Genomic DNA, 26,606 nt, shown 5'->3' with positions numbered 1-26,606 from the left:
AGGAAACCCAATGACCTCGCTTAGCAAGACCAAATCAAGTTTTTACCGCCGCTTGTATGTCGCGCATTTAATTGAGCAAGGCGTCGCAAGCGTACCAGCGTTAATCGAGGCCACCGGTATGCCTCGTCGTACCGCGCAGGACACTATCGCCTCACTTGCGGAGCTAGATATCGAGTGCGTATTCGAGAAAGGTGAAGGTGAACGCCATAATATTGGCCACTACCAGATACGTGACTGGGGAGCGATAGATCCTCACTGGGTTGCTACTCATGCGGAACGGCTAAAGGTGGCACTTGGCTATTGCTGACGCACAAGTACTTAGCGAAAGGGTCGTGACATCAGGTCTACGGCCAACAGCGACAACGTTAGCAAAAACCAGCAACGAAACTGCCCTGTCGATATACGGTTTCTAATTAAGCTCCCCAACCACATACCGGCTAATGCAGGGAGTACCGCGTACAGCGAAAGCATCAGGTTCACGGTTTCCAAAGAGTGTTGCACCGCTAGGCTGCTGAGTAGCGCCAAGGTAGAAACCGTAAACGAGAGCCCCAATGCTTGGATCAGTTCGTTCCTTTCTATCCCAAGTGCCTGCAAATAAGGCACTGCTGGAAGTACAAACACACCTGTTGCCCCTGTAATCCATCCAGTTAAAAGACCGATAATGGGTGACAACCAGGGCTCATACTTGGGCAGAATATTAATCACAGGCGCCCAAAAAGAGTATATGGAATAAAGCATTAAGGCGCTTCCCAGACTAAACGCTGCCCAATCTGCGTCAAGCTGGCTCAATAGCGGCGCACCCAAAAAGGCGCCGACGGGAATACCAAGCATCATGCTAAAAAAGCGGCTTAGAACGTGCCAGTGATAACCGCCCTTCAAAAACTGCCAAATATTGGTAATTAACGAGGGCACTATCAATAATGCGGCGGCAACAACGGGTGAGTAAAGCGCCCCCAGAAGAGCCATAGCAACGGTAGGCAACCCCATTCCGGTTACTCCTTTAACCAAGCCTGCTAACAGGAATGTGCCCAACAACCAAATTAACGTAGCAATATCGTTTGTCATGGCGACATTGAAGCGCGGCTGGAACCCCGCCACAATCAGGTATTTTCCTCTCAGGCTTCGGCTCAGCCTTAGGGTGGAATAGGAGTTTTTTATGCGCTTGGATTTATCAGATCTTCATCTTTTTCTGTGTATTGTCGAAGCAGGTAGCATCACTCAAGGAGCCATCAATGCTCACCTAGCCTTGGGTTCTGCCAGTGAACGCCTGCGCCGTATTGAGGCCGATGTTGGAGTCAAACTGCTTGAACGCCACCCCCGCGGTGTTATGCCAACAGAAGCCGGAGAAGCCCTAGCTCACCACGCTCGGCAAATGTTGCTGCAGCATAAAAAAATGCGCGGTGAGCTTAAGGCGTTTGCCAAGGGGCTGTCAGGAACGCTTAGACTGCATGCCAATACTGCCGCACTTGCCTCTTTTTTGCCTCGCAAGCTTGCGCCCTGGTTACAAGCCCACCCTTCGCTGCATATGGACGTTAAGGAGCGAACCAGCCTAGCAATCATTCAGTCGATCCAAGCCGGCATTGTTGAGGGGGGAATCATCACCGATGCGGCTAACGCAGAGGGCTTAAAACGCGACGTTTTGGTACCTGACCATTTAGTCGTTGTGGTGGCCAAGGGGCATCCACTATCTAGCCAATCATGGATTAGCTTTCACGAAGTTGTCGGACTGCCAATGGTTGGATTGAGCGAGGAAAGTGCGCTGCAAGCTCAAATCGAAGAGCAGGCTCGCCAGCTTGGGGCTTCATTAACACTACGGATACGCATGAAGGGATTTGGTGAGCTGTGCAATTTGGTAGCCCACCAAGTAGGCATCGCCATTATTCCTAAAGGCATTGCGCAACAATGGCTACAGCGTTACGACCTTAGCGTTGTGAATCTAAACGACCCGTGGGCCAAACGGCAACTGTGCTTGTGCTACCGCGATGAAGCATCACTGTCACCGGCTATGCAAAGCCTGTTTACTCATTTACGGCTTCCCTAAGCATTGAACGAGAGCTACCTGCCGTTTAACTATCCGGCTCTGACCATGCTAATCGTGCGGCGTTAAGCGTCACGCTGAGCGAGCTTATTGCCATGGCGAACACTGCGATCAACGGTGGTATGGCCATGACGACGACCACGCCAAGTGCCAGGGTGTTATAAAGCGCCGAAAAGAAAAGATTTTGCTCCATAACGCGCCGCGTACGCTTGGCGATACTCAGCAATTTCACTACCCCACCAATCCCTGGCGTCATGAGTTGGGCGGATGCTCCCTCGCGGGCAGCTTCGCTGGCACTCAGCGGGGCAATGCCAGCGTCTGCTGCCGCCAAGCTTAGCGTATCGTTTAGGCCATCTCCCACAAACAGTGTTGGCGATGGTAACCCGCGTAATAGCCGTGCCTTGGCTTCCGGAGAGCGCTGGGCATAGCAAGCCTCGCGCACCAGACCAACACGCTCGCCTACCCAACTAACCGCGCCCTGTCGATCACCACTGATCATTGCAACCAGATAACCTGACCCTAGCAGGTGCTTCACGCTTAGCTCCGCATCGTCGACGGGTTGATCGGTCAGATAGAACGTCGCCAGCCAGCCTGACTCATCCGCCAGCATTACTTGGGAAGCAAAAGCCAGCGTGGCCTCTTCCGCTTGGGAAGGAACATCAACCTGCTGTCGTGTCAGCCAACCGGCGCTACCTATCATCAGACATTCACCGTTTACAAGGCGAACACGGCGTCCTTCCCCGGGGAATTCATCAACGTCTTCTATGGAAGACTGAAAGCTGTGTTGATCTTGGCCACCCGACCAGCGCGCCAATGCTTGCGCCAACGGGTGTTCGCTCCCGGCAACGGCGCTGGTGAGCTTGTGCTGCAGCGTGTGTTCATCCATTCCACCCCGTGCTTGCCAGTGCAGTACCGCATGGCATCCTGTCGTTAAGGTTCCGGTTTTATCCAGCGCTACTGAACGAATACGCGCCAAGATTTCTAGCGCGGCGGGGTCACGCAGCGCAATACCTTGCTGCATAGCCTGACCGCTACCTGCAAGACTAGCCAAAGGCACCGCCAGCCCAACGGCACAGGGGCATGCCACCACGAGCACTGAGAGCGCACGCACCAATGCATCCTCCCAGCCCAATCCAACGAGTAGCGCACCAAGCAGCGTCACTAGCGAGAGCACAAGTGCCAAAGGACTTAACCAGGCGGCAAAACGGTCGGCTAGTTTCTGCAGTTGCCCTTTTTGGGCCTGATAGCGGCGCATTTCATGACGCAGTCGATCCAATCGGCGTTTACCAACCCCCGCAGTGACCTGCATTATCAGTGGCGTCGTGCCTAGGTAGCGGCAGCCGGCATACACTCTCTGCCCTGCATTGAAGTGACGTGGCAAGCTTTCACCGGTCAGTGAGGCGGTATCAATCCAACCGGGAGCATCAAGAGTGCCATCTAGCGTCACTAACTCCCCCGGCGCTAGCTTAACGCGGGTACCCGCGGCCACATCATTAATAGGAAGTAAGACCCAGGTCCCCTTTTGCCAAGCGCTTATAGCCGCATCTGGCAACGCCAGTGCATCCAGCGCTTTCAGTCCACGGTGGCGGCACAGCGTTTCTACCAGTCGCCCAACGAGCAACAGCACAATCAGCATAACCGCCGTATCGAAATACACCTCCGCCGAGCCACGCCACAACAACCCAATCGACACACTCACTGCACCGATCGCGCCAAGGCTAACCAGCACATCCATCCCTGGGCGTTTGGCAAGTAACGTGCGCCAGCCTGCTCGGTAAAACGGCAAGCCCGAATACACCACTACGGGTAGCGCAAAGGCACCCGATATCCACGCCACCACTTGCTCTATCGATGCGCTCGGTAGCGCTCCCACATAAATAAGCAGTGATGCCAACATGGTCCACATACCGAATACGGCGCCTACTAACAACCGCAAGGTAAGGTAGCGGCTCTCCTGCTCAAGACGATCATGGGCATCATCAACGGCTTCTAATTCAGTGAGCCGATAACCCAGCCGTTTGACTACCGGCGCAAGCTCCGTCAGATCGACTGCCTCTCGCGCACCTTTCACCCACACGGTTGCCGTGGGGTAGTGGACGCTAACGTCAATGACCCCAGGCAGACGTGCTAGCGCCCCCTCTACTGCCAGAGCACAGCTGGTACACCACATACCATGCAGGGTATAGAGGGGTGTGTTATGGCTAGATGTTTTATCGTCTTCTGGCATCGAGCTAACGTGGGCGTTATGACTTATAGGCAAGGCGGCACACTGATAATCGGCATACCCGCAAACACCACACCGAAAGCGGAAAACAAATATAGCCACGCCGAGACAGTGGCATGAAAGCGCTGGCGACCTTGATGCTGCTTCGCCACTTGGCAACTCCCCCAGGCAAGCGCCGCAAGCCCTACGGCAGTAATGAGACTAACACCACCTAGCGCGGCATTAAGACCTGTAAGCGCTCCCGCTTCTGGCGATGGTGGCGCCACGGCACAGGCTACTGAAAGGCCGCTATAAACCGCCACAAACCATAGGCTCCATAGCGTTAGTCCGATAATTAAGTGGATGGGATGAGTAAAATGTAGTCGTACCATCACCATTATCCTCCTATCACCCGAGGCAGTATCGCCAACGCCCCGACTAACAACCAGAATGTGACCACGTTATAGCGCCAAAGTAGTGCCACTACGGCGGGTTCAAACGGCGCATGCGCACCCACGTAGCCATAACCAACGCGCATGCCTTGCAACACCGTTAAAATAACCGCTAGGCCACCATGAAAAAGCGCGTAAACAAGCCCCACCAGCATCACCGCATCGTGGGTGGTTTGGGTCGGTGAAAGATCGGCTCGCCACAGCGCCCAGCCAGCGAGCCCCACTTGAAGTGCGCCTAACGCAGCGGCTAAATAGAGGCTTGCTCTTAACCCTGCATCACGCTGCTGACGCAGCCCGCGTACCAGCTTCTCCATCACCACACACCCTGCTATAACCGCCCCGCCAGCCATGCCCATTATCAGCAGAGACAGCGGCGGTGTATCTGGCATTTGCCACTCAGGCGAAACAGTCCATAGATAAAACCAGCCAAACAGATAGGAAAGAAAGAACGAACCGTTGGCAATTAAAAACACCGCCATTGCCCAAAGCCCAGGGCCATCCATCGTGCGTGAATGAAGCGGCGGATCGCCTGGTTTTACCCCTGCATCAGGGGCTGCATTCGGGTGCGCGCCGTTCTCCCACGACCAGCGCAGTAGAAACACTCCGGCAATCACTACAAAGATGCCCGCTAGCGCATAGACACGGGTTAATAAACTAATGCACACCACTGCCAGCGCTGCTGCGGCAAACAGCGGCCACCAGGAGTTACCAGGCAGGTGAATGATTTCGCGCACTTTGCCAGTAATCGGGTCGGTGCCCCACATTTCACGCCGGCCGTGGGAAGCCACCGCTAAGCCGTGCATACCCTTCGCCATGGTATGTGGCAAATTCGGGTCATCCCACAACGGATGCCGTGTTTCTACAGTAGGTAAGCTGACAAAGTTATAAGCGCTAGGGGGCATCGAGTTAGCCCATTCCAGCGTATCGGCATTCCATGGGTTCTGTTTGGCGGGTTTACCAAATCGGAAGTGCAGCGCGATATCCAGCAACACCATGGCAATACCCGCCGATAGCACAAAGCTGCTGACGGATGAGAGCAGGTTATAAATCTCCCACCCAGAGCCAGCCTCATAGGTATAAACACGCCTGGGCATACCTAAAAGGCCCGTCCAATGCATAATCAGAAACGTACCGTTAAAGCCTAAAAAGGTTAGCCAGAACCCCCAACGCCCGAGGCTTTCAGATGGCATACGCCCGGAAAATAGCGGCAACCAGTAGTAAAGCCCGGCAATGAGTGGGAAGAACATGCCTCCCACCAACACATAGTGCATGTGGGCTACCACAAAGTGGGTATCATGCACCTGCCAGTTAAATGGCACTAGCGCCAACATCACCCCGGTTAAGCCACCGCAAACGAAAATAATCAAAAAGCCCATCACCCAAAGCATGGGCAGTTTCATTTTAGGTTTACCTAGCCAAAGGGTAGCCAGCCAAACGAACACCTGAATCGCCGTTGGTACCGCCACCAGCATGCTAGCCGCCGAGAAAAATGCCTGAGCCAGCTGCGGGATACCCACTGTAAACATGTGGTGTACCCAAAGCCCAAAACTGATAAAGCCCATAATAGCGATGGCAGCTACCACCCACCCATAACCGACAATAGGCCGCCCGGCAAAAACCGGTATTAGCGTGGAAACAATGCCCGCGGCAGGTAGAAAGATGATGTAGACCTCAGGGTGACCAAACAGCCAAAACAGATGCTGCCACAGTAAGGGGTCACCACCTCCCGCAATCTGGAAAAATGGCATACCAACGGCGCGCTCAAGTTCCAGTAAAACGCTACCAAGAATCAACGGTGGAAACCCCACCACGATCATCAGCGCCATGGCCAAGATATACCAAGCGAACAACGGCATTTTATGCAGCGCCATGCCCTGAGTGCGAGTACGCAAAATAGACACTACAAGCTCTACTCCCGCAGACACTGCGGAAATTTCCACAAACGTGATGCCTAACAGCCAAAAATCCGAGCCCAGATCAGGCGCGAACTCTTTGCTACTTAGCGGGGTGTACATAAACCAGCCGCTGGAAGGCGCCATTTCAATAATCAGGCTGGAAGTAAGAATAATCCCGCCAAATAAATAGCAGAAATAGCCAAGTGATGTTAGCCGAGGGCAGACCAGGTCGCGGGCACCGATCATCTTTGGGATCAGGTAAATCGCCAGCCCTTCCAGCATAGGAATGGCGAACAGAAACATCATCACCGTGCCATGCATGGTGGTGACCTGATTATAAATGTCTGGCGACATAAAGTTTTGGTCGGGCATCGCTAACTGGGTTCGCACCAGCATTGCTAAAATGCCGCCAATCAGGAAAAACACCATCCCCGTGACCATAAAACGTAGGCCAAGCGTGGTGTGGTTGACGATAGTTAAGGACCTTAGACCTTTGGGGTTCCCCCAAATGGTGTGCAAGTCTTCGTGCAATTGCTGCGGGTCATGCTCAATGGCTTCTTGATTGACACTCTTCATGGTGACAAGGCCTCCAGCCAAGCACCCAGGGCATCCAAGGTGTCCGTTTCAATTTCACTGTGGGTAGGCATCTTATTGCCTGGCTTTAGCGTTTGGTGATGCTGCAACCAGCGACTCACCGCCCCCTCTTCCATGGCAATCACCCCCGCGCCTAGCGTGGCGCGACCGCCCACATCTGAAAGCGTTGGCCCAATGCCCCCTTGGCTAACGCCCTCTACCTGGTGGCAGCGGGCACAATGCGCCATAAAAGCATCTCGCGCGTCGTCGTAAGTAGCATCGGCAACGGCCAGTTCGCTAAGCGTCGCCTCTTGTCTTGCAGTTAACCATGCCTCGAACTCGCTGCGTGGCAAGGCCTCCACATGCAATTGCATATGGGCATGGCCCACGCCGCAAAGTTCGGCACACTGCGCACCAAACACCGCGGGCTCATCGGCTTGTAAACGAATTTTATTTACGCGACCCGGCAACATATCTATTTTCCCCCCCAGCCGGGGCACCCAAAACGCATGAATCACATCGGCACCACTGACATGAAAATCTACTGGCTCTCCAGCAGGCATCACCAGTTGATTAGCGGTCACAACCTCACCGCCTTCAGCATCGGGATAGCGCACTTCCCACCACCACTGATGGCCAATCACCTCGATAACTTCTGGCGGTTCGCTCATGGGTAGCGTTAGCATCCGCTGGCCGGCGGAAACACCAAACAGTAGCAGCGCGGTAATGCTGGCCACAGGCAACATAATGCCGCCGCCAATAATCCATCGGCGAGCGATACGGCGCTCCTGGGCAGGTGTGCGTTCCACATTTCTTGGTTTAAAGGCGTAAAGCCAAAGTGCTGTCACCCCAATCAGTACAAGGGTGGCAAATCCGAGCATTATCCACCAAATTAGCCGCACGTCTCGCGCAGCAGGCCCAGCAGGGTCTAAGATAGATCTATCACCTGTGCAGCCCGCTAAGCTCACCAGTAAGAAAGTCCCAAGCAAGCATGCTGTTCGACGGACCCATCGTGATGATAAATATGAAATGGTGGTGGACGTTACGCTATTACGCTCCCTCATTTGCAATTTTCCTGGCATGCCGTTGGTCTGAATGACTTTTTCGCTTTGTCTAACCACAGGAAGTGACCATGACACATACTCCCCAACGCTCGATAAAAAGCCGTGCCGCGCTGGCTGGCCATCCGCTTCACCCAGTGATGATTCACTTTCCTGTGGCCGCACTGATGGCACTGGTCGCCAGCGACCTGGCTTACTGGTATACCCAAGACCCATTCTGGCTGCGCAGCGGTTTGTGGTTGGCGGGGGTAGGCGCGTTTGGCGGCTGGATTGCTTCGGTAGCGGGCATTATTGACCTGGTCACCGTGGCGCGGATCCGCCGCCTGATCACCGGCTGGAGCCACGCGATTGTGGCCGTTGTTATGCTTTCCCTGGCGTCGCTTAATTGGCTTCTGCGATTTAATGAACCTGGCGCGGTACTGCCCTGGGGGCTGGCCATTTCGCTGGTCACTGCCTGCCTGATCGCGCTGGCAGGCTGGCTGGGCGGCCAGTTGGTATACGAGCATGCTGTCGGCGTCGACGTTGAGAAGTCGCCTTAACAGTGCAATGTCGGCAATAGTAGTGTTGGCACTTAAGAGAATAATCTTCATCGCGTTAACTCCAAGCCAGCGGTTTGGAGAGCACAAACCCAAGCACACCCAATATCCCCGTTAACGCGAGGATTAAGGCGCATAGACTGGCAACTTTTACGCCTTTGAAAATCCCCATTTCCAGCCGCAAAATCAGCCAACCGAAACAGCCGTGGGCAGCCACCATTAGCACCACGGCACCTAGCTTTAGAATTAACCACCCCCCAAGAAGGCCATGCAGCAGAAACAGCAGCGTGCCCGACGCGATGGCGACCAAGGCAGCAGGTGTTGCAATGGAGTTATAGAAGAAACGTGGCATGGGGGGCGTGCCTTGAGCGAATCCAGCGTCTTTACGCAGCTGGAGCGCATGCAAAAGCAGAGCGGGTAAATAGAGAAGCGCGCCGCACCAAGTAACTAGCGCGGCGATGTGCAGAAGTTTTAGCCATGGCATTGAGGCTTCCTTGCGTTGCGTAAGGCGATAACGGGATTCACCCCAGATAACCTTAGTTAACAAAAGCGACTCTAGCTAGGCAGGATAGCGAAGATAGGCAGTTATCATCAGTTAAAAGCCCGCGTTAGGAGATATAGCGAAGGCTACTCCACAGCGATTTCGTAACCGGTGAATTTACGCAGGTTAATAACCCCGCTATCAAAGATCAGGTACTGCCCTTTTACACCTTGAAGAGTACCTTCAACCAGCGGCTGCTTATCAAAATTATGGGACGTCACCTTACTTGGGAAAGTCGCCACGGGATAATGAAAGTCCAGCGGCGTTTCATCCAGCGTACGAATGGCATCCGCACCGTGCACGTCACGTAACTGCCCTAACCCATCGGCTAACAGGTTAAAAAGACGGTCACGCTCTGCGCACAAATCCAATGGTTTCACCTCGCCTTTAAGCATGGCACGCCAGTTAGTTCGGTCGGCCACCTGCTCTTTAAAGAGCATTTCGACAAAACCAGACTGTTGCCGGGTATTTACCTCAAGAATGGGCAATGCCTGAATGGCCCCTTGGTCCAGCCAGCGGGTTGGCATTTGCGTTTTGCGGGTGATACCTACCTTCAAACCGGATGAGTTCGCTAAGTAGACAATGTGTGGCTGGAAGCAGTGTTTTTCGCCCCACTCGGGGTCCCGGCAGGTGCCCTGATGATAGTGGCACGTCTCGGGTTTCATTATGCATGTATCACACTGGGCTAAACGCTTAAAGCAGGGGTAACAGTAGCCTTGAGCAAAACTTTTTTTGGTTGCCCGCCCGCAGTGGGTGCAAGCAATAGCCCCGCTCCAGGCAAGTCGCATCGGTGAGCCGATGCGCTCATTCAGTGGTATTCGATGGTCGCCCGCGCGAAGGTGATACACCACCCGATCATCTTGGCGGCTAGGTAAGTCAGCCGCCATTTTTTGCAAACATCCTTGCACCGGGGATGCTACCGAGGCAAACAGATCATCAGTCACGCGTGGCATCCCGGGCAAGGCCTGCCATTTCAGGGGAAACACCGGCACCGGTCGCGCCAGCACCACAGGTACGCTGCTCCAGATAGCCGACACGGCTCTCTTCAGGAACGTTATTCTCCACCTCAAAACGCATCACCGCTTCCAGGCACAATTCGGTCTGTTCTGGCGTTAAATACCGGCCATCGGGCCATTTGCGCAACGCCACTGCCTGCTTAAGGCTTTCGTAAATGGCGGGCGTCATTTGATTAATCATTTTATCGAAGGTCATATCACTCATCGTAGGCACCTTTAATGTTTGCTTCGTTTGGAAGAATAATACCAGCCTGTGATCAGCCCCACGAGCAGCCCGCCCAAGTGCGCTTCATTCGCTACGTTGCCAAAGCCCACGCTACCGGCAATATCGGTCATGGTGAACACCATCCAGCCCAGCATGAAGACGACTAGCATCTGGGGGACGAAAAATCCGCTTTGCGGGGCACGATAGGACATCAGCCACACATGGGCCAGCAAGGCGTAAACCACACCCGACATACCGCCAAACAGCACTGTGCCAGTGACATATTGCGCAATGTTAGCGCCAATACCGGCAACCAGAAGCAGTAGCAGCATGGTACGACTACCCTGAAGCTGCTCGATTTGACGCCCGAAGTACCATACCCACATCAGGTTGAAGATCAAATGCATCCAGCCAAAGTGTAAAAACGCAGGCGACAGTAAGCGCCATACTTGGCCAGACATTATTGTGTCACTAAGGTTGCCATATACGAGCTGCCCACCTGAAACGCCCACCGGCACGATAGTGAGCCCTACAATTAGTAAGTCGCCAAATACCCCTGTTAGGGCAAAAACAAATAGGCTAATACCAATCATCAGCGCTGTAACCGGCACTTGGCGCAACATCGGCACCAAACGATTCATCCCGCTTCGGTGGGTGGGTCGAACAGTCGTCGTAATCAGAGGCTCACCTCGCTCCCAGCGACTCACCAACGATCTCATTTCATCATGCTGGCGCGGGTCGGCAACCCATAGCAGCTGGCCATCTGCTTCATCGGTAATGCGGTGACCAATGCGGTGGTGCCATAGCGCTTTACGCAGCTCTTTTGTGTCCGCGCCCGTGGGTAAAAGCATTACTGGATGCATGGCAGGTTCCTTTCAACCAATAAGAATCGGCGTAACGTCACGCCGCGTCACCAACGGATAGACGAAAAAAATCCGGCGGAGGGGGCCGCCGGATCAAAAAGCAAGGGATCATTCAAGGGAACACTTACTCTGATAACCGACAACACCGTTAGTTCAGCTATTTTGAAAAAAATATGTAACCGTGTGTAAAGCTGAAAAATATCGCTATTAATCAAAATCTATTTCCCACGGTTTAGGCAGTGCACGCTCCTCTTTCGGCACCTGTATCCACACAAAATGATCGGCATTGAGCCGCGCTTCTCCGCTCCAGCGATAAGCCACTAAACGGCCAAATTTCACCGCACTATAATCCAAGCAGGCAATGTTGTGTGCTGGTAAGGCGGGAATACCCTCGCACCAGTAATGGCCGATAAATAAAGGTGGCTGTTCAGGGCCGTAATAACTAAGGCGCTGACGTTCAGTATCGGTCAGCGCTCTGGTCTCTAAGTCACCAGGAAGGTTATCTGGCTGAAATACCACGTCCCCCCACTGCTGGGGGTTCGCTGACCAAAAGTGCGCACGAAAACTCTGCCTAGTAAAGCCATCGCCTGAGTGTATCGCAATGCCTTTTGGTAACGGTATATGAGGCCCACGGGTTAGGCGATCAAGTATACGAAAGGCTTGTGTAGAGGGGTCAGTGGACTCAACCAGAAAGTGGTTGTCCATGCAGGCGTTGGGCGCACGCTGTTTGAGCTGTCGAATCAACTCGTCATCCCAGCAGGCATGCACCACACGAATCCCATCCAGCTCCAGACATAGCGGAATAGTCTTAAACCACGCCAGGGTGTCTTCCCACTCGTTTGTATAATCGCGGTACTGAGCTAGCGTGTCTTCAATAATACGATTATGGCGCGGCGTATGTTCGCGCAGCCAGCGCTTGTTGCTACCAGGGGGCGCAGGGTGCGTATAGGCCAGGGCATTATATTCATGATTACCCATGACAATATATGCTTCGCCCTCTTCAACCATTCTGCGTGCGATGGTAACCGCTAGACGAATACGGGGGCCACGATCAATTAAATCACCTAAAAAGATCACTTTTCGTCGTGGGTGACGATACACCCCACCCCGTTGATGATAGCCAAGCCGCTCTAATAACGCTGCCAGTGTTGCACCACAGCCATGTACATCCCCGATTAAATCGTAGCCCTCCATATTAATCCCCTAGCCGATGGCTCCAGCCGAGTTTACTGCGCAACACTTCATAGAAGTTATGCCCAATAGGATGCACGAGCTGAACGCGCTCTGGTTTTCGTTGAATAACGAGCACATCGTCAGGTTTAGCCACGGCACGAGTTTGTCCGTCGCAGCTGATATGGGGATAGGTCTGATTGGTTTCACCAATGTGAACACGGATTTCACTGGCAGCGTCAATCACAATAGGACGACTCGACAGCGTATGGGGGAACATGGGCACCAACGTCACTACATCCAGCTTGGGGTGCATGATTGGCCCGCCGCCAGAAAGTGCATAGGCAGTTGAGCCAGTGGGCGTGGCAATAATTAAGCCGTCACTACGTTGGCTATACACAAACTGCCCATCAATAAACAGTTCGAACTCAATCATGCGCACCGCTTTACCTGGATGAACCACCACTTCATTGAGCGCAGCACCGCTACCCACCGCTTTACCGTTTCGGTACAACACGGCATCTAGCAAGAAACGTTCTTCAACTTCAAACTCTCCCGCCAGCACTTCGCCAACCCGACTTTCTAGTTCATCAGGAGAAATATCCGTTAAAAAGCCTAACCGCCCCCGGTTCACGCCTAACATCAACGTACCGCTAAGACATAGCGTGCGGGCAGCCCCGAGAAGGCTACCATCCCCCCCTACAACGATGACCAAATCGCACAGCTCCCCCAGCATGCGGCGGCTGGCTTCAGGCAGTCCATGGTTCGGTAACACCGTTGCGGTCCGGTCTTCAATCAGAACTTTATAATCGTGGGCAACTAGATAGCTGACCAACCGCTTAAGCGAATCGACCACTTTGTCACTGCCTAAACGGCCGATTAAGCCGATTGTTTTAAAGGACGTCGCTTTAGAGGACGTCGCTTTTTTAAGGGGCGCTTCTTCTAAAGGCTGCGTGCGTTCGGCCTGGCTCAAGGGTGCTAAACCTGACGATGGGGTGTTAGACATGGACAACTCTCGCTGGCATCAGCCCACATTATGGAGAGTATGAGGGTGTCGAGCAAATTGCCCAGCGCAACGCGAAACCGCTGGCTACTCTGGGCAAAAACAATAGCTTGAATTAGTTAGACAGATATAGCGCGACGACGCTGCAACCACCAGTGATTTAACCACAGAGAAGCGGCCATGATAGCGGCGCCCAATAGTAGCTTGCCTATATCTGCATCCCGGTTCCAAATCACCAGATTAACCACCAAACCAGCGGGCACCAGCGCATTGTTCATTATTGCCAGCGTTCCTGCATCGACCTTAGTGGCTCCTTGGTTCCAAGCGAAATAACCCACGCCAGAAGCGACTAGCCCAAGCCATGCCAATACACTCCACTGCACCGGTGTACTGGGCAGCGCTGCCGCATTACCAAACAGCAAAAAGGCAGGGAGTGCCACTAGCATTGCGCCGATAAAGAACCAGCCAAAAACGTTATGCCACGCCAAGGTGGGCGGCAAATCGGCTGCGAGACGACGATAGCCAACCTGACCTAACGCAAAACAGAGATTAGCCCCCTGCACTACCAAAAAGCCCATCCAGAACCCACTATCAATACCATCGTAACGAATGACGCCTGCTCCGATCACCGCCAATAGTGCGGTTACTAAATAAATAGGCGTGAAGCGCTTAAACATTAGGTCATCTAGAAGTGCAATATAAACTGGCGTGAAAATCGTGAATAACAGAACCTCAGGAACCGATAGCAGTAAAAACGAGTGATAGAAGAAGGTGTACATGACACCTAACTGCACCGCACCCAGCGCCATTAACGCTAAACGCTGTTTTCCACGCAGCAAGCTGGGCCGTAAAAATGGCAGGAACACCAGCATGGCGAGCGTTACCCGTACAAGCACCGCAAAGTAGCTGTCTACTTGGCCTGCCAGATATACACCAATCAACGAGAATGAGAACGCCCACAGCGCCGTCACGCCAACAAGGTAGCCCATAGTAAACCCCACCAAAAAGAAAAGTTGACAGGGATTATACGCGCTTCACAACAACTGCCAATGGGCTAGACGAAGAATCGCTAGCTTAGTGCTTTTTTAACCATATAAACGCATGCACTACGCCAGGAAGCCAGCCCAACAACGTCAATACAACACTAAGAGCAACACGTTTTGCCCCGCCCTCTGTTAACCCAACGGCCAAAGGCGGTAGCAAAACAGCTAGCGCGCGGTAGGCAAACAGAACCGATGACGGTTGAGACGATGCTGGCGCTGCTTCAGAAGCAATGGGTGATGGGGCTTGATGCTTAAGCGCACTATCAGCCTCATTTGTTTGCGCGGTAGGCGTAAAGTGCTCTACCGCCGCTTGCGCTTGCTTAGCTTGCTGCTTCTCTTTAGCTAGTGCTTTTTGGTGAGCCTCTTTATCAATTTTCTGCTCTAACGTTTCCGCGCCGTCTGCCAAATCATCGTGATGGCGCTCCCAGTCTTCCCAATCATGTGGTGTACCGGATTTTGGACGCTGGCTTCCTGCCCCACGAGCTCTCTCCCACGCTTTTTCTTCTAATGTGTTGGGCCGTTCAGGGTCTCTTTCTATGCCAACGCCTTTGCGATTGAGGTATTCACGTGCGTCCATACTGACTCCTTGCAGCTTCTGAAATGAAGCAAAGCGTTGAATGTATCAATAATAAGGACAACGCAGGGTGAGTTAAATCTTCTACATTAATAGAATTATAGGTCTCGTGGCTCATGGCTCTTGTGACTCATAGCTCTTGTGATTCATAGCTCTTGTGATTCATAGCTTTCATGCCACAAGCGGTTATTGCTCTACTCTCTTTAAGAGTGAAACTGCGCGTATTACGTCAAGGAGTGTCAAGATGAATAATAGAACCCCCGATACCGTACGCGATGTCATGTCACGGGACTGCTACCGCGTCACTGGCCAAACCTCTATCACCAACTTAGCCCAAGGTTTGGCATTGCATCGCTTACCAGGCGCTCCAGTGGTAGATGCGTCTGATCGGCTGATTGGTTTTATATCCGAACAGGATGTGATGGGTCGCGTATTGGACAGCATCTACCACGATGATGAAGCGCCGCTGGTACGTGAGTTAATGCGCCAAGACGTGCTCACCACAACGCCCAATAAAAGTATCACCGACTTAGCACAGGAAATGCTCGGAGCAAAACCAAAGGTTTATCCCGTTGTGGAGCAGCAACGCCTAGTGGGGATTGTCACGCGCCGCGACATCTTAATGGCGCTGCTAACGATTCGTCGACACTAACTATCACCGTACTACCTATCGCCGTACTATCTATTGCCGTACTACGTCAGAAAACGACCGATTGATAAGCAAAAAAAACCGCTGCTTGATAAGCAGCGGAAGCAAGGGATCGAAAACAATAGCCAGAACAACACTATTAACGACTGCTATCGCGATGTTGCCTGTACACACTCTGACACCTTGCAGGGGAAAAGTTCGCAAAACTGCAAAATTTTCGTCTTAACGAGCAGCAGGCGTATACTGTCGTGCATTGTTAAACGAATGCTGATACTGATTTTGCAGGGAGTGTAGTATGGCGCTGTACCTATTAGTGTTTGGCGTCTGTTTGCTGGTAATAGGTGGCGTGCTGGTAATATTAATGACCGTAGGTACGCCACGCTACCGCACTGAGCCTAACGACCTGATCAATTTGTTCGACAAAGCGCTGGAAAGCAGCATCAGCGAAACGGAGTGGAATGCCATCATTGGCTACCCCATTCGCCACGATGAGTACCTGGATAATGTCCGCCGTCGTGCATCACATTTAATGGACATCCACGGGCGCCATTGGCAAATTGCTCGAAGCAAACCGTTACTTAACCAAGAGGGTTACGCGGAACTGAAAGCATTACGTGATCATTTAGCGGCACACACAGCGCTGCGCCAGCGGTAAACAGGCCAGTAGTGCCGAGGAGACCTCATGCCGAGTACTATTCGTCAAATCCCTTTAGAAAGTGCCACAAAGCATCACTCCCACGATTTTCACCAAATAGTCATTACGCTGTGCGGCTCTTCAGAATTTGAGATTGAAGGCCTAGGTGGCCGGGTAAACGCATTTTCAGGCTGCATTGTTCCCGCGAATCATGAACACTTCTATTCAGGTAACGGCTACAATCGTCAACTGATACTGGACCTGCCTGAAGATGCACCTGCCTTAACGGGCGAACACCGCGAATTAGTAGCACTGTTTGATGCGCCGCGTTTTTTTGCACTCGACAATCCATTGCGCCACTACCTTGCTTTCGTAGAAAGCGAGCTCGCCCAAGGATTTGACACGTCGGCAATGTCTTTCCAGCAAGATCGTCTTGCTGCCACGTTGTTAGGTTCATTAAAGGCTCGTCTGGGCGCATCAGAAAGCGCATCACAACGGCGGCTCAACCTTGATCAAATCGATCGATTTATTCGCCACCACTTGGCCGATGAGCTGAGAGTAGCTGATTTAGCAAAATTGGCCTGCCTCAGTGAGGCACATTTCTCTGAACGCTTTCGCGTCCAAACGGGCCTATCGCCCTGGCAGTATGTACGACGCCAACGCTTACACGCAGCCCGGCAGCTTGTATTACAAAGCCGTCTACCACTCACTGACATAGCCATTCAAACAGGCTTTGCAAATCAAAGCGCTCTTTCGCATGCTTTTCGGCGTAGTTACGGCTTGTCTCCCCGCCAGCTACGCCAAGGAGTAGGCGCAACCAATACACCGCTCGATTCGGCTACCCACTTAGCGCCGTCTTCAACATCCGGTGCAACCTCGTTAGCATCTTCCGCGCCCTCTTCAGGAGCAAGCGTTAAGACTGGCGCACTCTCATTTCGCTAGTGATGGAGCAGCTAGCTTAGGCACATGACTCGCTATTTTGCGTGTTGGCAGCCGTTTAGAGACTAAACTAAAGTCTTAAAAAGCGTTTCTTACCGAGAATTTGACACGTTTTGCCATGAAAACGACATACACCTAATGGCAGCTCGCTCTACATTCGACCGTTATCTTGGGCACAGCGCCCTACCATCGCTTTATTTCGGTTATTTGATTCAGCTTTTCGCTTTCTGTTTAGACTTATGGGGGCCTCAATGCTCAATGCCAAGAAAATGCGTGACCCTGTCATCTGGCAAACTGATCTTGATACGCTTATGGAGCGTATCAGTGATCACTATCTTGTCGATGAGGATGCCTTCGTCAGTGAGCTAATCAAGGTTCTCAACGCTGACAGTGACGATTTTGCACGAATTGAATCGAATACAGCGGCGCTGGTGCGTGATGTCCGCAAAATGGACACTGCTGTCGATACGATTGACGAACTACTGCAGCAATACAGTTTGGATACCCATGAAGGCTTAATGCTGATGTGTTTAGCCGAAGCCATGCTACGCATCCCAGATACAGCCACCGCCGATGCGCTAATTGAAGACCGACTTGGCCCTGCCGATTGGAAGTCCCACTTAGGTAAAAGCGAATCATGGATGGTAAATGCTTCAACCTGGGGCCTATTGATGACCGGGCATGTGTTAAAGCTCGATCACCCAAAAGAGGGCCAACCTGCTCACTTCATCAACCGCATGGTTAATAAAGTGGGTGAACCCGTTATTCGTCGCGCCATGATGGAAGCGATGAAAATCATGGGCAAACAGTTCGTGTTAGGGCGCGATATTAATGAAGCACTAAAACGCTCTAAACCGCTCTTCAATAAAGGCTATACCTACTCCTATGATATGTTGGGTGAGGCAGCGCGCACCCGTGCCGACGCCAAGCGCTACTATAATGACTATGCTCGCGCAATCGAGCAGGTAGGCAAAGCCTGCAAAACACTGGGTGATAAAACCCCTGCACCATCAGTATCTATTAAGTTATCTGCTCTCCACCCCCGCTATGAGTTTGGTCGCCGCGAGCAGGTACTTACCGAACTAGTCGACACGGTTATTAAGCTAGTCACTAAGGCTCGTGAACTCGACGTAGCAGTGACAATCGATGCTGAAGAAGTGGATCGCCTAGAGCTCTCTCTCGACGTTTTCCGCGCGATATATGAAAGTGATGCAGTGAAGGGATGGGGGCACTTTGGCCTTGTCGTTCAGGCATACTCGAAACGTGCGTTGCCAGTACTTCACTTCATTAACCGTCTGGCTGAACAACAAGGCGACGAAATTCCGCTACGTTTGGTTAAAGGCGCTTATTGGGATAGCGAAATCAAGGAGTCCCAACAGCTGGGGGTAGATGGTTATCCTGTATTTACCCGTAAAGCATGTACAGACGTAGCTTACTTGGCCTGCGCACAGTTCCTGCTATCCAATGATACGCGTGGGCGTATTTTCCCTCAGTTCGCAACGCACAACGCCCACACCGTCACGACGATTCTTGAACTCGCCAATCAAGATAGCCGCCCGTTTGAATTCCAGCGCTTACATGGCATGGGCGAAGCCCTTTATGACGCAGCCCTAGCACGCGCGCCAAAAGGCACTTACTGCCGAATTTATGCCCCAGTTGGTGCCCATAAAGACCTACTGCCCTACCTGGTACGTCGCCTGCTTGAAAATGGCGCGAACTCCTCTTTCGTTCACCAAATTGTCGATCCAGAAGTCCCTGTAGAGTCATTGTGCCAACACCCAATTGAAACGCTTCGTCAGCATAAAACGTTTGCCAATAAGCGCATTCCGCTGCCGAAAGATATCTATGGGCCAAAACGCCGCAACTCTCGCGGGGTCAATCTTAATATTCGCAGCCACTTCTATCCGTTAATGGACAAGATGGGCTCGTTTATGGATAAGCAGTACCTGGCAAAACCTTTGCTGGCCTTTGATGTTGCCGACGATGCCACGAATATCCACCCAGTCACCTCGCCTTTTGACCGTCGCAAAACCGTGGGCAGCATTCAGTGGACTAGCAAGGAGCAGGCCGCCAAAGCACTCGATGCAGCCTGGCAAGCGTTCCCCCGCTGGGAAACGACTCCGGTAACCGAGCGCGCTGATATTCTCCGCCGCTTAGCCGACTTGATGGAAGAGCACATGGCAGAGCTGATGACGCTCTGTTCACGAGAAGGCGGTAAGTTACTCACCGATGGTGTCGACGAGATCAAGGAAGCTGTCGATTTCTGCCGCTACTATGCCATGCGCGCTGAAGAAGCCTTTGGTCAGCCGATTGAACTGCCAGGCCCTACCGGTGAATCCAACCGCTTGATGATGAGTGGTAAGGGGGTATTCGCGGCAATCAGCCCTTGGAACTTCCCAGTAGCAATCTTCTGCGGTCAGGTTGTCGCCGCCGCCGTTGCTGGCAACACCGTACTCGCCAAGCCAGCAGAGCAAACCTCGATCGTTGCTCACCGCGTTATTGAGTTGCTTTACGAAGCGGGCATGCCGCGTGATGTGGTTCAGTTACTGCCTGGCGACGGCCCCACAGTAGGTAGCGTCTTAACCTCTGACCCACGCATTACGGGTGTTGTATTCACCGGCGGCACTGATACAGCGCAGATAATCAACCGCGCTCTTGCAGCCCGCGAAAATGCACCGCTGCCAACGCTAATTGCCGAAACGGGCGGCATGAACGCCATGATTGTCGACTCTACTGCGTTGCCTGAACAGGTCGTTGTCGATGTGATTCAATCTGCGTTCCAAAGTGCCGGTCAGCGTTGTTCCGCGCTCCGAGTTCTTTACTTACAAGACGATATTGCCGACCGCGTCATTGAAATTCTAAAAGGCGCTATGAACGAGCTACGTATTGGTGATCCACGAGATTTAGGCACCGATGTGGGCCCGGTGATTGATGACGACGCACGTAAAGGTCTAATGGCGCATATAGAAAAGCTGAGGAGTGAAAATCGCTTAGTCGCGGAAACACCGATGGCGGCAGAACAAACCCAACATGGCACCTTCGTCGCGCCCACCGCCTTTGTCATCGACAGCATTGACTCGCTTACCCGGGAGCAGTTTGGCCCCATTCTGCACATTGTCCGTTATAAGTCTCGCGACATTGACCGCGTAATCAATGACATTAATGGTCGCGGATATGGCCTAACCTTTGGGGTGCACAGCCGCAATGAGTCATTTGCCGCTGAAATAGCGCAGAAAATACGAGTGGGCAACGTGTATATCAACCGCAACATTATCGGCGCGGTGGTTGGTGTTCAACCCTTTGGTGGACAGGGCCTCTCTGGCACTGGCCCTAAAGCGGGTGGCCCGCATTATCTACAACGCTTTGTGACTGAAAAAACGATCACCAACAACACCGCCGCACTGGGTGGCAACGCGTCGCTTCTGGCACTAGGCGATGAGTGAATGGGGCAAATAGCGTCTGACGAAAAGTCTCAGGTATTGATCGCTAGTGAGCCATTAAAAGTAAAAGATCTAAGTCGATACATCTACGCTATGTGTCGGCTTGCAAGGAGAGACCCATCATGAACAAAGCTAATCTTAATTTGCATAGCGACGTGAGCGATCTTCGCTCACGCATCCGCAGCAACTATGACGCCGATGAAGCAGCGGTGCTGCATGAGCTGATCGAACGCATCAAGCTATCAGAGGATGACCGACGCAAAGTTGCTGCCGCCGGTGCCAACTACGTGGAGCGTGTTCGCAAAGAAAGGTCTCCCTCGATGATGGAGGCGTTCCTCGCTGAGTACGGCCTCTCAACCACCGAGGGCGTCGGCCTGATGTGCCTAGCAGAAGCCCTGCTGCGCGTGCCTGATGCGGAAACCATCGACGACCTGATCCACGATAAAATCGAGCCGTCCGACTGGGGCGCGCACCTGGGAAAATCGTCCTCATCGATGGTTAATGCCTCGACCTGGGCGCTGTTGCTAACCGGTAAAGTACTGGAAGAGGATCCCAAGGGCCCAACCCGGGCGCTACGTGGCCTAGTACGCCGCATGGGCGAGCCGGTAGTGCGAAAGGCGGTTGGTCAGTCGATGAAGATTCTCGGCCGCCAGTTCGTACTCGGCCAGACCATCGAAGAAGGCATGAAGAATGCCCGCGAGCTTGAGAAACAGGGCTACACCTACTCTTACGACATGCTTGGCGAGGCGGCTCGCACAGATGAGGATGCCGTCCGCTATCATGAGGCTTATGCCAAGGCGATCACTGCAATCGCCAAACAAGCCAAGGGCGATGTACGTGGGAGTCCTGGTATCTCGGTGAAACTATCAGCCCTACATCCGCGTTATGAGTACACCCACCGTGACACGGTAATGGCAGAGCTCGTACCCCGTGCGTTGGAACTGGTAAAACAAGCGGCCAAAGCCAATATCGGTTTCAATATCGATGCAGAAGAGCAGGATCGACTGGATCTGTCACTCGACGTGATCGAGGCACTGATGTCCGACCCCAGCCTTGATGGATGGGACGGCTTCGGGGTCGTTGTACAAGCCTACGGGCGCCGCGCCGCGCCGGTGATAGAGACACTTTACGAACTTGCCGAGCGGTTCGGCCGCAAGATCATGGTGCGCTTGGTCAAGGGTGCCTACTGGGATTCCGAAATCAAGCTCTCCCAGGAGATGGGCGTTAAAACCTTCCCGGTCTTCACCCGCAAGGTCAATACCGATGTCAGCTACATGGCCTGCGCTCAGATGCTGCTCGACCGGCGCGACCGCATCTATCCACAGTTCGCCACACACAATGCCCATACCTGCGCCGCCGTCGTGGCCATGGCAGGCGATGACAAGGACAGCTACGAATTTCAGCGCCTGCATGGCATGGGCGAATCGCTGCACCACATCGTTAAAGAGGCTGAGGGCACGCACTGCCGCATCTATGCCCCGGTCGGCGCTCACCGCGACCTGCTGGCCTACCTGGTGCGTCGCCTACTAGAGAATGGCGCTAACTCCTCGTTCGTCAACCAGGTGGTGGATAGCTCGATTCCCCCGAGCGAAGTATCAAGGGATCCAGTTGAAGGGTTTAAACAGCTTGGCGACGCCATCTCAAGCCCGTTAATCCGTCAGCCCGGCGAGCTGTTTGCGCCAGATCGCAAGAACTCCAAGGGTTATCGTATCAACGAACCCGCCTCGATCCTGCCTCTGCTTAATTCGCGGGAAACCTTTGCTGACAGGACCTGGACAGCAGGCCCCATGCTAGTGGGAAATCCTGCTCCCCAAGGCCCAGCTCGCGATGCAGTCTCTCCCGCCGACAGCTCGCGTATTATCGGCAAGGTGCATGAGGCCACCCCTGAGGAGGTAGCGGCCGCTCTCGACGCTGCAGAGGAAGGTTTCCGTGAGTGGTCAGCACGTCCTGTGGCCGAGCGTGCCGAAGTGCTCCGTCGTACCGCGGATCTCTATGAAGAACATATCGCTGAGCTGACCGTGATCACCACCCGCGAAGCCGGTAAGATGATGTTTGATGGCATCGCTGAAGTGCGCGAAGCGGTGGATTTCCTACGCTACTACGCCAATGAGGGTGAGCGGCTGGAAGCGGAAGAACCCGGTAGCGCCCGCGGTATCTTCGTCTGCATCAGCCCTTGGAACTTCCCACTGGCCATCACCACCGGGCAGATCGCCGCAGCCTTGGTGGCTGGCAACGCGGTACTTGCCAAACCCGCCGAGCAAACGCCGCTGATCGCCGCCCGCGCCGTCGAGTTGATGCGTGAGGCTGGCCTTCCAGAAGCAGCACTTCAACTGCTGCCTGGCGATGGGCCCACGGTGGGTGGCCCGCTGACTAGCGATCCACGTATCGCTGGTGTCTGCTTCACTGGCTCGACCCCCGTGGCACAGATTATCCACAAAGCCCTGGCGCAGAACGCAGGACCCGATGCGATACTGGTTGCCGAAACCGGCGGCCTCAACTCGATGATTGTGGACTCTACGGCGCTGACCGAGCAGGCAGTCCGCGATATCTTAATCTCCTCCTTCCAATCGGCTGGGCAGCGTTGTTCAGCGCTACGCATGCTGTATGTGCAGGAAGAGGCGCGCGACCGGTTGCTCAACATGCTTTATGGCGCCATGGACTCGCTCACCATCGGCGATCCTTGGAATACTGACACCGACGTCTCACCAGTGATCGACGCCGACGCCCAAGCCGAGATAAGCGACTACGTAGCAGCGCACGAGAAGACAGGTAAGGTGTTGAAGAAACTGTCCGCACCAGAAACCGGCACTTTCGTCACCCCCGCGGTCATTGAGGTTGGGGGCATTGCAGATCTCGAACGCGAGATATTCGGCCCGGTTCTACACGTGGCTACTTTCAAGGCGCGAGACATCGACAACGTGGTCGACGACATCAATGGCAAAGGCTACGGACTGACCTTCGGCCTGCATACCCGCATCGATGATCGTGTGCAGCAAATCGTCGAGCGCATCCATGTCGGCAACGTTTATGTTAATCGTAACCAAATCGGCGCCATTGTCGGCTCCCAACCATTCGGGGGCGAAGGCCTTTCGGGCACCGGGCCCAAGGCCGGTGGCCCGCTCTATGTCACTCGCTTCCGCCGCACTGCCACCGCCGAGCACCATAAGGCTCCTGAGGGGAAAACCATCTCACTCAGCGACCTTCAATCGGCTTTAGATGGGCTAGATGCGCGGAACTGGGCGGTACGACCTAATCGGATCGAGGTACTCCGCAAGGCACTCTCCGGCAAAGGCGGTGTGATCCGCAAGGCCCTTAACGAGACAGCGGCCCTCGACATGACACCGCAGACGCTTCCAGGACCCACAGGGGAAAGCAACCGCTTGGCGATGTATCCAAAAGGCGCTGTTCTGTGCCTTGGGCCAACGCTGGATATCGCCGCTGCCCAAGCAGTACAGGCGCTTGGCGCGGGCTGTACGGCAGTAGTGATCGCACCAGGCGCAGCTCAAGCCGTCCAGCCGCTGGTCGACGCTGGCGCGCCCGTGATTGGGCTCGACGGTAGCATCACAGCGGATACACTAAGCGAGGTCCAAGGGATCGCCGCCGTCGCCGCGGCTGGCAAAAGTGATTGGACGCATGAACTGCGGATAGCACTCGCTAAGCGCGACGGTGCCATCGTGCCGCTCGAGACTCAGACCATTTCACCAGATCGCTACGTGGTGGAACGTCATCTGTGCATCGATACGACCGCAGCGGGTGGCAACGCCAGCTTGTTGGCAACGGCCGAATAGGCCCGCTGGCTTTGTCGGCGCCATGCTTCTCAACTAAACTTAGACGACAATAACCTCGTGTTGCCGGAAGGCGGCCAGTACAGGCGCCTCCCTAGCAAGGAATATCGAGGACCAAGCGGTAGCGCCTTGCTACACGAATAAGAAGCGGAGTTAAACATGCGTGCTACTAGCGGTTCTGCACGGCAAGCGCGCTAACCTGTCGGAGCTAGCTCCGTCCTGACAAATTGGAGAACTTTCATGGCTATCGGTGTTTGGATTAGTCTTTTTGCCTACTTTGCGCTCATGATCGCCATCGGCATTTATGCCATGCGCAAAGCGACATCTTCATCAGAAGATTACATGCTGGGGGGACGTGGCCTCAGTCCACAAGTAGCAGCTCTGTCGGCTGGCGCTTCGGACATGAGCGGCTGGCTGCTGCTTGGGTTGCCCGGCGCAATGTTTGTTTCCGGTTTGGGATCCGCCTGGATCGGCATTGGCCTTCTGGTGGGTGCGTTCTTCAATTGGACCCTGGTCGCCCCCCGACTGCGTGAACAGACGGTTCACTACGGTAATGCGATTACCATTCCAGCCTTTTTGGCAAACCGATTTCCGACACGTGCGCTTTCACTGCGCACGGTGTCTGCTATCGTTATCGTCATCTTTTTCGCGGTTTACACGGCATCAGGCCTAGTCGCTGGGGGCAAACTGTTTGAAAGCGCGTTTGCCGGCATTTTTAACATCGGCGGCATGAGCGACTACGCTGTAGGCATCCTAATTACACTTGGCGTGGTACTTGTCTATACCGTTGTTGGCGGCTTTCTGGCCGTGAGTATGACCGACTTCGTGCAAGGCTGTATCATGATGCTGGCGCTAGTAATCATGCCTGCAGTGGTGCTATTTGGCGAAGGCGGTGGCGGGTTCTCCCAAGCATCACAGACGCTAAATGAAGTCGACCCCACCCTGCTATCCTGGACGTCAGGGCTGACCTTTATTGGCTGGCTCTCTGCGGTTACCTGGGGACTGGGGTATTTCGGTCAACCACACATCATTGTGCGCTTTATGGCCATTCGGACACTGAAAGATGTGCCTACTGCCCGTAATATCGGCATGAGCTGGATGCTTATTTCCCTGATTGGCGCAGTCTCTCTAGGTCTATTTGGCCGGGCTTATGCAATCCGCAACGGCATGGATATCGAAGATCCAGAAACGATCTTCATCATTCTGGCGAACCTGCTATTCCACCCGCTGGTCACCGGCTTCCTCTATGCGGCACTGCTTGCTGCGATTATGAGCACCATTTCCAGCCAATTGTTAGTATCGTCGTCTTCATTGACCGAAGATTTCTATCGCCTGTTCCTAAGAAAGGAAGCAACCGATAAAGAGTGCGTAAAGGTGGGTCGAATCTGTGTCGTACTGGTTGGCCTGGTGGCCGCTGTGATTGCGTCAAATCCAGACTCCCAAGTTCTTGGGCTAGTAAGTAACGCCTGGGCTGGCTTTGGCGCAGCATTTGGCCCGCTGATCATTCTGTCGCTAATGTGGTCTCGCACGAACGGAGCTGGCGCCATTGCAGGCATGGTAGTGGGCGCTGCTACCGTCATGATTTGGATTGCATTAGGCTGGAACGGAGAATTTATGGGTGGCCCCGGCGTGTACGAGATCATCCCTGGCTTCATCGCTGCCTTTATTGCCATCTTGGTGGTTAGTAGCATAACTGCCGATGCGGGTGAATATCAGCATATTGATCGCTAGACGCGCGTCAATTACACACTCAGCTTAATTAAACAATTAGTTGATCATTGAGGCCTTCCCATGCCACGGGAAGGCCTCTTTCACTTCTGATGACCTCTTTTATAAGCCCATTATTTAGCGGCGGAGCTCTACTCTTTGCCCCAGGTCAATAACCTGCCCTCCTCGACCCGATACACTCTTTGCATGGTTCGCGATCATGTCGAACAACGGTTCACGTTAACCACTCACTGCAAAGACTCACATTAATGGTCAGGA

At 53.6% G+C, this 26,606-nt stretch carries 22 protein-coding genes; 9 read left to right on the top strand and 13 right to left on the bottom strand.

The window, feature by feature from the left end:
- Window positions 1–10 precede the first annotated feature (10 nt).
- Window positions 11–307, top strand: coding sequence for a helix-turn-helix domain-containing protein (locus J4377_RS06575; RefSeq protein ID WP_253487476.1), 297 nt, complete (start codon window positions 11–13; stop codon window positions 305–307).
- Window positions 308–318: 11 nt separating this feature from the next.
- Here the strand turns inward: J4377_RS06575 and J4377_RS06570 are convergent, their stop codons facing one another.
- Window positions 319–1,098: a sulfite exporter TauE/SafE family protein gene (locus tag J4377_RS06570; protein WP_253487474.1), complete on the bottom strand. Its 780-nt coding sequence runs from the start codon at window positions 1,096–1,098 to the stop codon at window positions 319–321.
- 58 nt (window positions 1,099–1,156) lie between these two features.
- Here J4377_RS06570 and J4377_RS06565 point away from each other — a divergent pair, with 58 nt between their 5' ends.
- Window positions 1,157–2,041, top strand: coding sequence for a LysR family transcriptional regulator (locus tag J4377_RS06565; protein ID WP_253487468.1), 885 nt, complete (start codon window positions 1,157–1,159; stop codon window positions 2,039–2,041).
- 25 nt (window positions 2,042–2,066) lie between these two features.
- Here the strand turns inward: J4377_RS06565 and J4377_RS06560 are convergent, their stop codons facing one another.
- The 4 genes from J4377_RS06560 to coxB are packed head-to-tail and all read right to left on the bottom strand — an operon-like array spanning window position 2,067 to window position 8,225.
- Window positions 2,067–4,265 carry a cation-translocating P-type ATPase gene (locus J4377_RS06560; RefSeq protein WP_253487466.1) on the bottom strand — a complete coding sequence of 733 codons (2,199 nt, stop codon included), beginning with the start codon at window positions 4,263–4,265 and terminating at the stop codon, window positions 2,067–2,069.
- Window positions 4,266–4,288: 23 nt separating this feature from the next.
- Entirely contained in the window at window positions 4,289–4,633 is a 345-nt protein-coding gene (locus J4377_RS06555; protein ID WP_253487464.1) for a hypothetical protein, read from the bottom strand.
- A gap of 5 nt (window positions 4,634–4,638) precedes the next feature.
- Window positions 4,639–7,164 carry a cytochrome c oxidase subunit I gene (gene ctaD / locus J4377_RS06550; RefSeq protein WP_253487462.1) on the bottom strand — a complete coding sequence of 842 codons (2,526 nt, stop codon included), beginning with the start codon at window positions 7,162–7,164 and terminating at the stop codon, window positions 4,639–4,641.
- The gene (gene coxB / locus J4377_RS06545; protein WP_253487460.1) at window positions 7,161–8,225 is read right to left on the bottom strand and encodes a cytochrome c oxidase subunit II; all 1,065 of its coding nucleotides are present in this window, start codon (window positions 8,223–8,225) and stop codon (window positions 7,161–7,163) included. The genes ctaD and coxB overlap by 4 nt, the downstream gene beginning before the upstream one ends.
- A 68-nt stretch (window positions 8,226–8,293) precedes the next feature.
- On the opposite strand from coxB, the gene J4377_RS06540 reads away from it, so the two are divergent.
- The gene (locus tag J4377_RS06540; RefSeq protein ID WP_095604604.1) at window positions 8,294–8,761 is read left to right on the top strand and encodes a DUF2231 domain-containing protein; all 468 of its coding nucleotides are present in this window, start codon (window positions 8,294–8,296) and stop codon (window positions 8,759–8,761) included.
- A gap of 55 nt (window positions 8,762–8,816) precedes the next feature.
- Here the strand turns inward: J4377_RS06540 and J4377_RS06535 are convergent, their stop codons facing one another.
- The 8 genes from J4377_RS06535 to J4377_RS06500 all read right to left on the bottom strand — a co-directional run bounded on the left by J4377_RS06535 (window position 8,817) and on the right by J4377_RS06500 (window position 15,176).
- Window positions 8,817–9,242 (bottom strand): CopD family protein, encoded by a 426-nt coding sequence (locus J4377_RS06535; protein WP_095604605.1) that lies wholly within the window; start codon window positions 9,240–9,242, stop codon window positions 8,817–8,819.
- A gap of 143 nt (window positions 9,243–9,385) precedes the next feature.
- Window positions 9,386–10,252: a DUF2797 domain-containing protein gene (locus tag J4377_RS06530; protein WP_253487458.1), complete on the bottom strand. Its 867-nt coding sequence runs from the start codon at window positions 10,250–10,252 to the stop codon at window positions 9,386–9,388.
- Complete coding sequence (locus tag J4377_RS06525) at window positions 10,236–10,520, bottom strand: YeaC family protein (RefSeq protein WP_038483142.1); 285 nt, start codon at window positions 10,518–10,520, stop codon at window positions 10,236–10,238. Before J4377_RS06525 ends, J4377_RS06530 begins: the two co-directional genes overlap by 17 nt.
- A gap of 11 nt (window positions 10,521–10,531) precedes the next feature.
- Window positions 10,532–11,383, bottom strand: coding sequence for a rhomboid family intramembrane serine protease (locus J4377_RS06520; RefSeq protein WP_253487456.1), 852 nt, complete (start codon window positions 11,381–11,383; stop codon window positions 10,532–10,534).
- Window positions 11,384–11,590: 207 nt separating this feature from the next.
- Window positions 11,591–12,577 carry a metallophosphoesterase gene (locus J4377_RS06515; protein WP_038483136.1) on the bottom strand — a complete coding sequence of 329 codons (987 nt, stop codon included), beginning with the start codon at window positions 12,575–12,577 and terminating at the stop codon, window positions 11,591–11,593.
- Window position 12,578: 1 nt separating this feature from the next.
- Window positions 12,579–13,559: an NAD(+) kinase gene (locus tag J4377_RS06510; protein ID WP_038483133.1), complete on the bottom strand. Its 981-nt coding sequence runs from the start codon at window positions 13,557–13,559 to the stop codon at window positions 12,579–12,581.
- Window positions 13,560–13,675: 116 nt separating this feature from the next.
- The gene (locus J4377_RS06505; protein ID WP_038483130.1) at window positions 13,676–14,545 is read right to left on the bottom strand and encodes a carboxylate/amino acid/amine transporter; all 870 of its coding nucleotides are present in this window, start codon (window positions 14,543–14,545) and stop codon (window positions 13,676–13,678) included.
- 85 nt (window positions 14,546–14,630) lie between these two features.
- On the bottom strand, window positions 14,631–15,176 hold the full coding sequence (locus J4377_RS06500) for a YqaE/Pmp3 family membrane protein (RefSeq protein WP_038483127.1): 546 nt from the start codon (window positions 15,174–15,176) through the stop codon (window positions 14,631–14,633).
- Between the two features lie 241 nt (window positions 15,177–15,417).
- Between J4377_RS06500 and J4377_RS06495 the strand changes: the two genes are divergently transcribed.
- The 6 genes from J4377_RS06495 (at window position 15,418) to putP (ending at window position 26,351) form a co-directional block, all read left to right on the top strand.
- The gene (locus J4377_RS06495) at window positions 15,418–15,825 is read left to right on the top strand and encodes a CBS domain-containing protein (RefSeq protein WP_038483124.1); all 408 of its coding nucleotides are present in this window, start codon (window positions 15,418–15,420) and stop codon (window positions 15,823–15,825) included.
- Between the two features lie 292 nt (window positions 15,826–16,117).
- Window positions 16,118–16,477, top strand: a complete 360-nt coding sequence (locus J4377_RS06490) for a hypothetical protein (RefSeq protein ID WP_038483121.1) — start codon at window positions 16,118–16,120, stop codon at window positions 16,475–16,477.
- A gap of 27 nt (window positions 16,478–16,504) precedes the next feature.
- Window positions 16,505–17,398 (top strand): AraC family transcriptional regulator, encoded by an 894-nt coding sequence (locus J4377_RS06485; RefSeq protein WP_038483117.1) that lies wholly within the window; start codon window positions 16,505–16,507, stop codon window positions 17,396–17,398.
- Between the two features lie 248 nt (window positions 17,399–17,646).
- Entirely contained in the window at window positions 17,647–20,838 is a 3,192-nt protein-coding gene (gene putA / locus J4377_RS06480) for a bifunctional proline dehydrogenase/L-glutamate gamma-semialdehyde dehydrogenase PutA (RefSeq protein WP_253487454.1), read from the top strand.
- 119 nt (window positions 20,839–20,957) lie between these two features.
- Complete coding sequence (putA, locus tag J4377_RS06475; protein ID WP_253487452.1) at window positions 20,958–24,623, top strand: bifunctional proline dehydrogenase/L-glutamate gamma-semialdehyde dehydrogenase PutA; 3,666 nt, start codon at window positions 20,958–20,960, stop codon at window positions 24,621–24,623.
- A 237-nt stretch (window positions 24,624–24,860) separates the two neighbouring features.
- The gene (gene putP, locus J4377_RS06470) at window positions 24,861–26,351 is read left to right on the top strand and encodes a sodium/proline symporter PutP (RefSeq protein WP_038483111.1); all 1,491 of its coding nucleotides are present in this window, start codon (window positions 24,861–24,863) and stop codon (window positions 26,349–26,351) included.
- Window positions 26,352–26,606: the final 255 nt, after the last annotated feature.

It is taken from the genome of Halomonas sp. XH26, from assembly GCF_024138895.1.
Taxonomy (GTDB): domain Bacteria; phylum Pseudomonadota; class Gammaproteobacteria; order Pseudomonadales; family Halomonadaceae; genus Vreelandella; species Vreelandella alkaliphila.
This window is presented reverse-complemented; position numbering and strand designations above follow the sequence as displayed.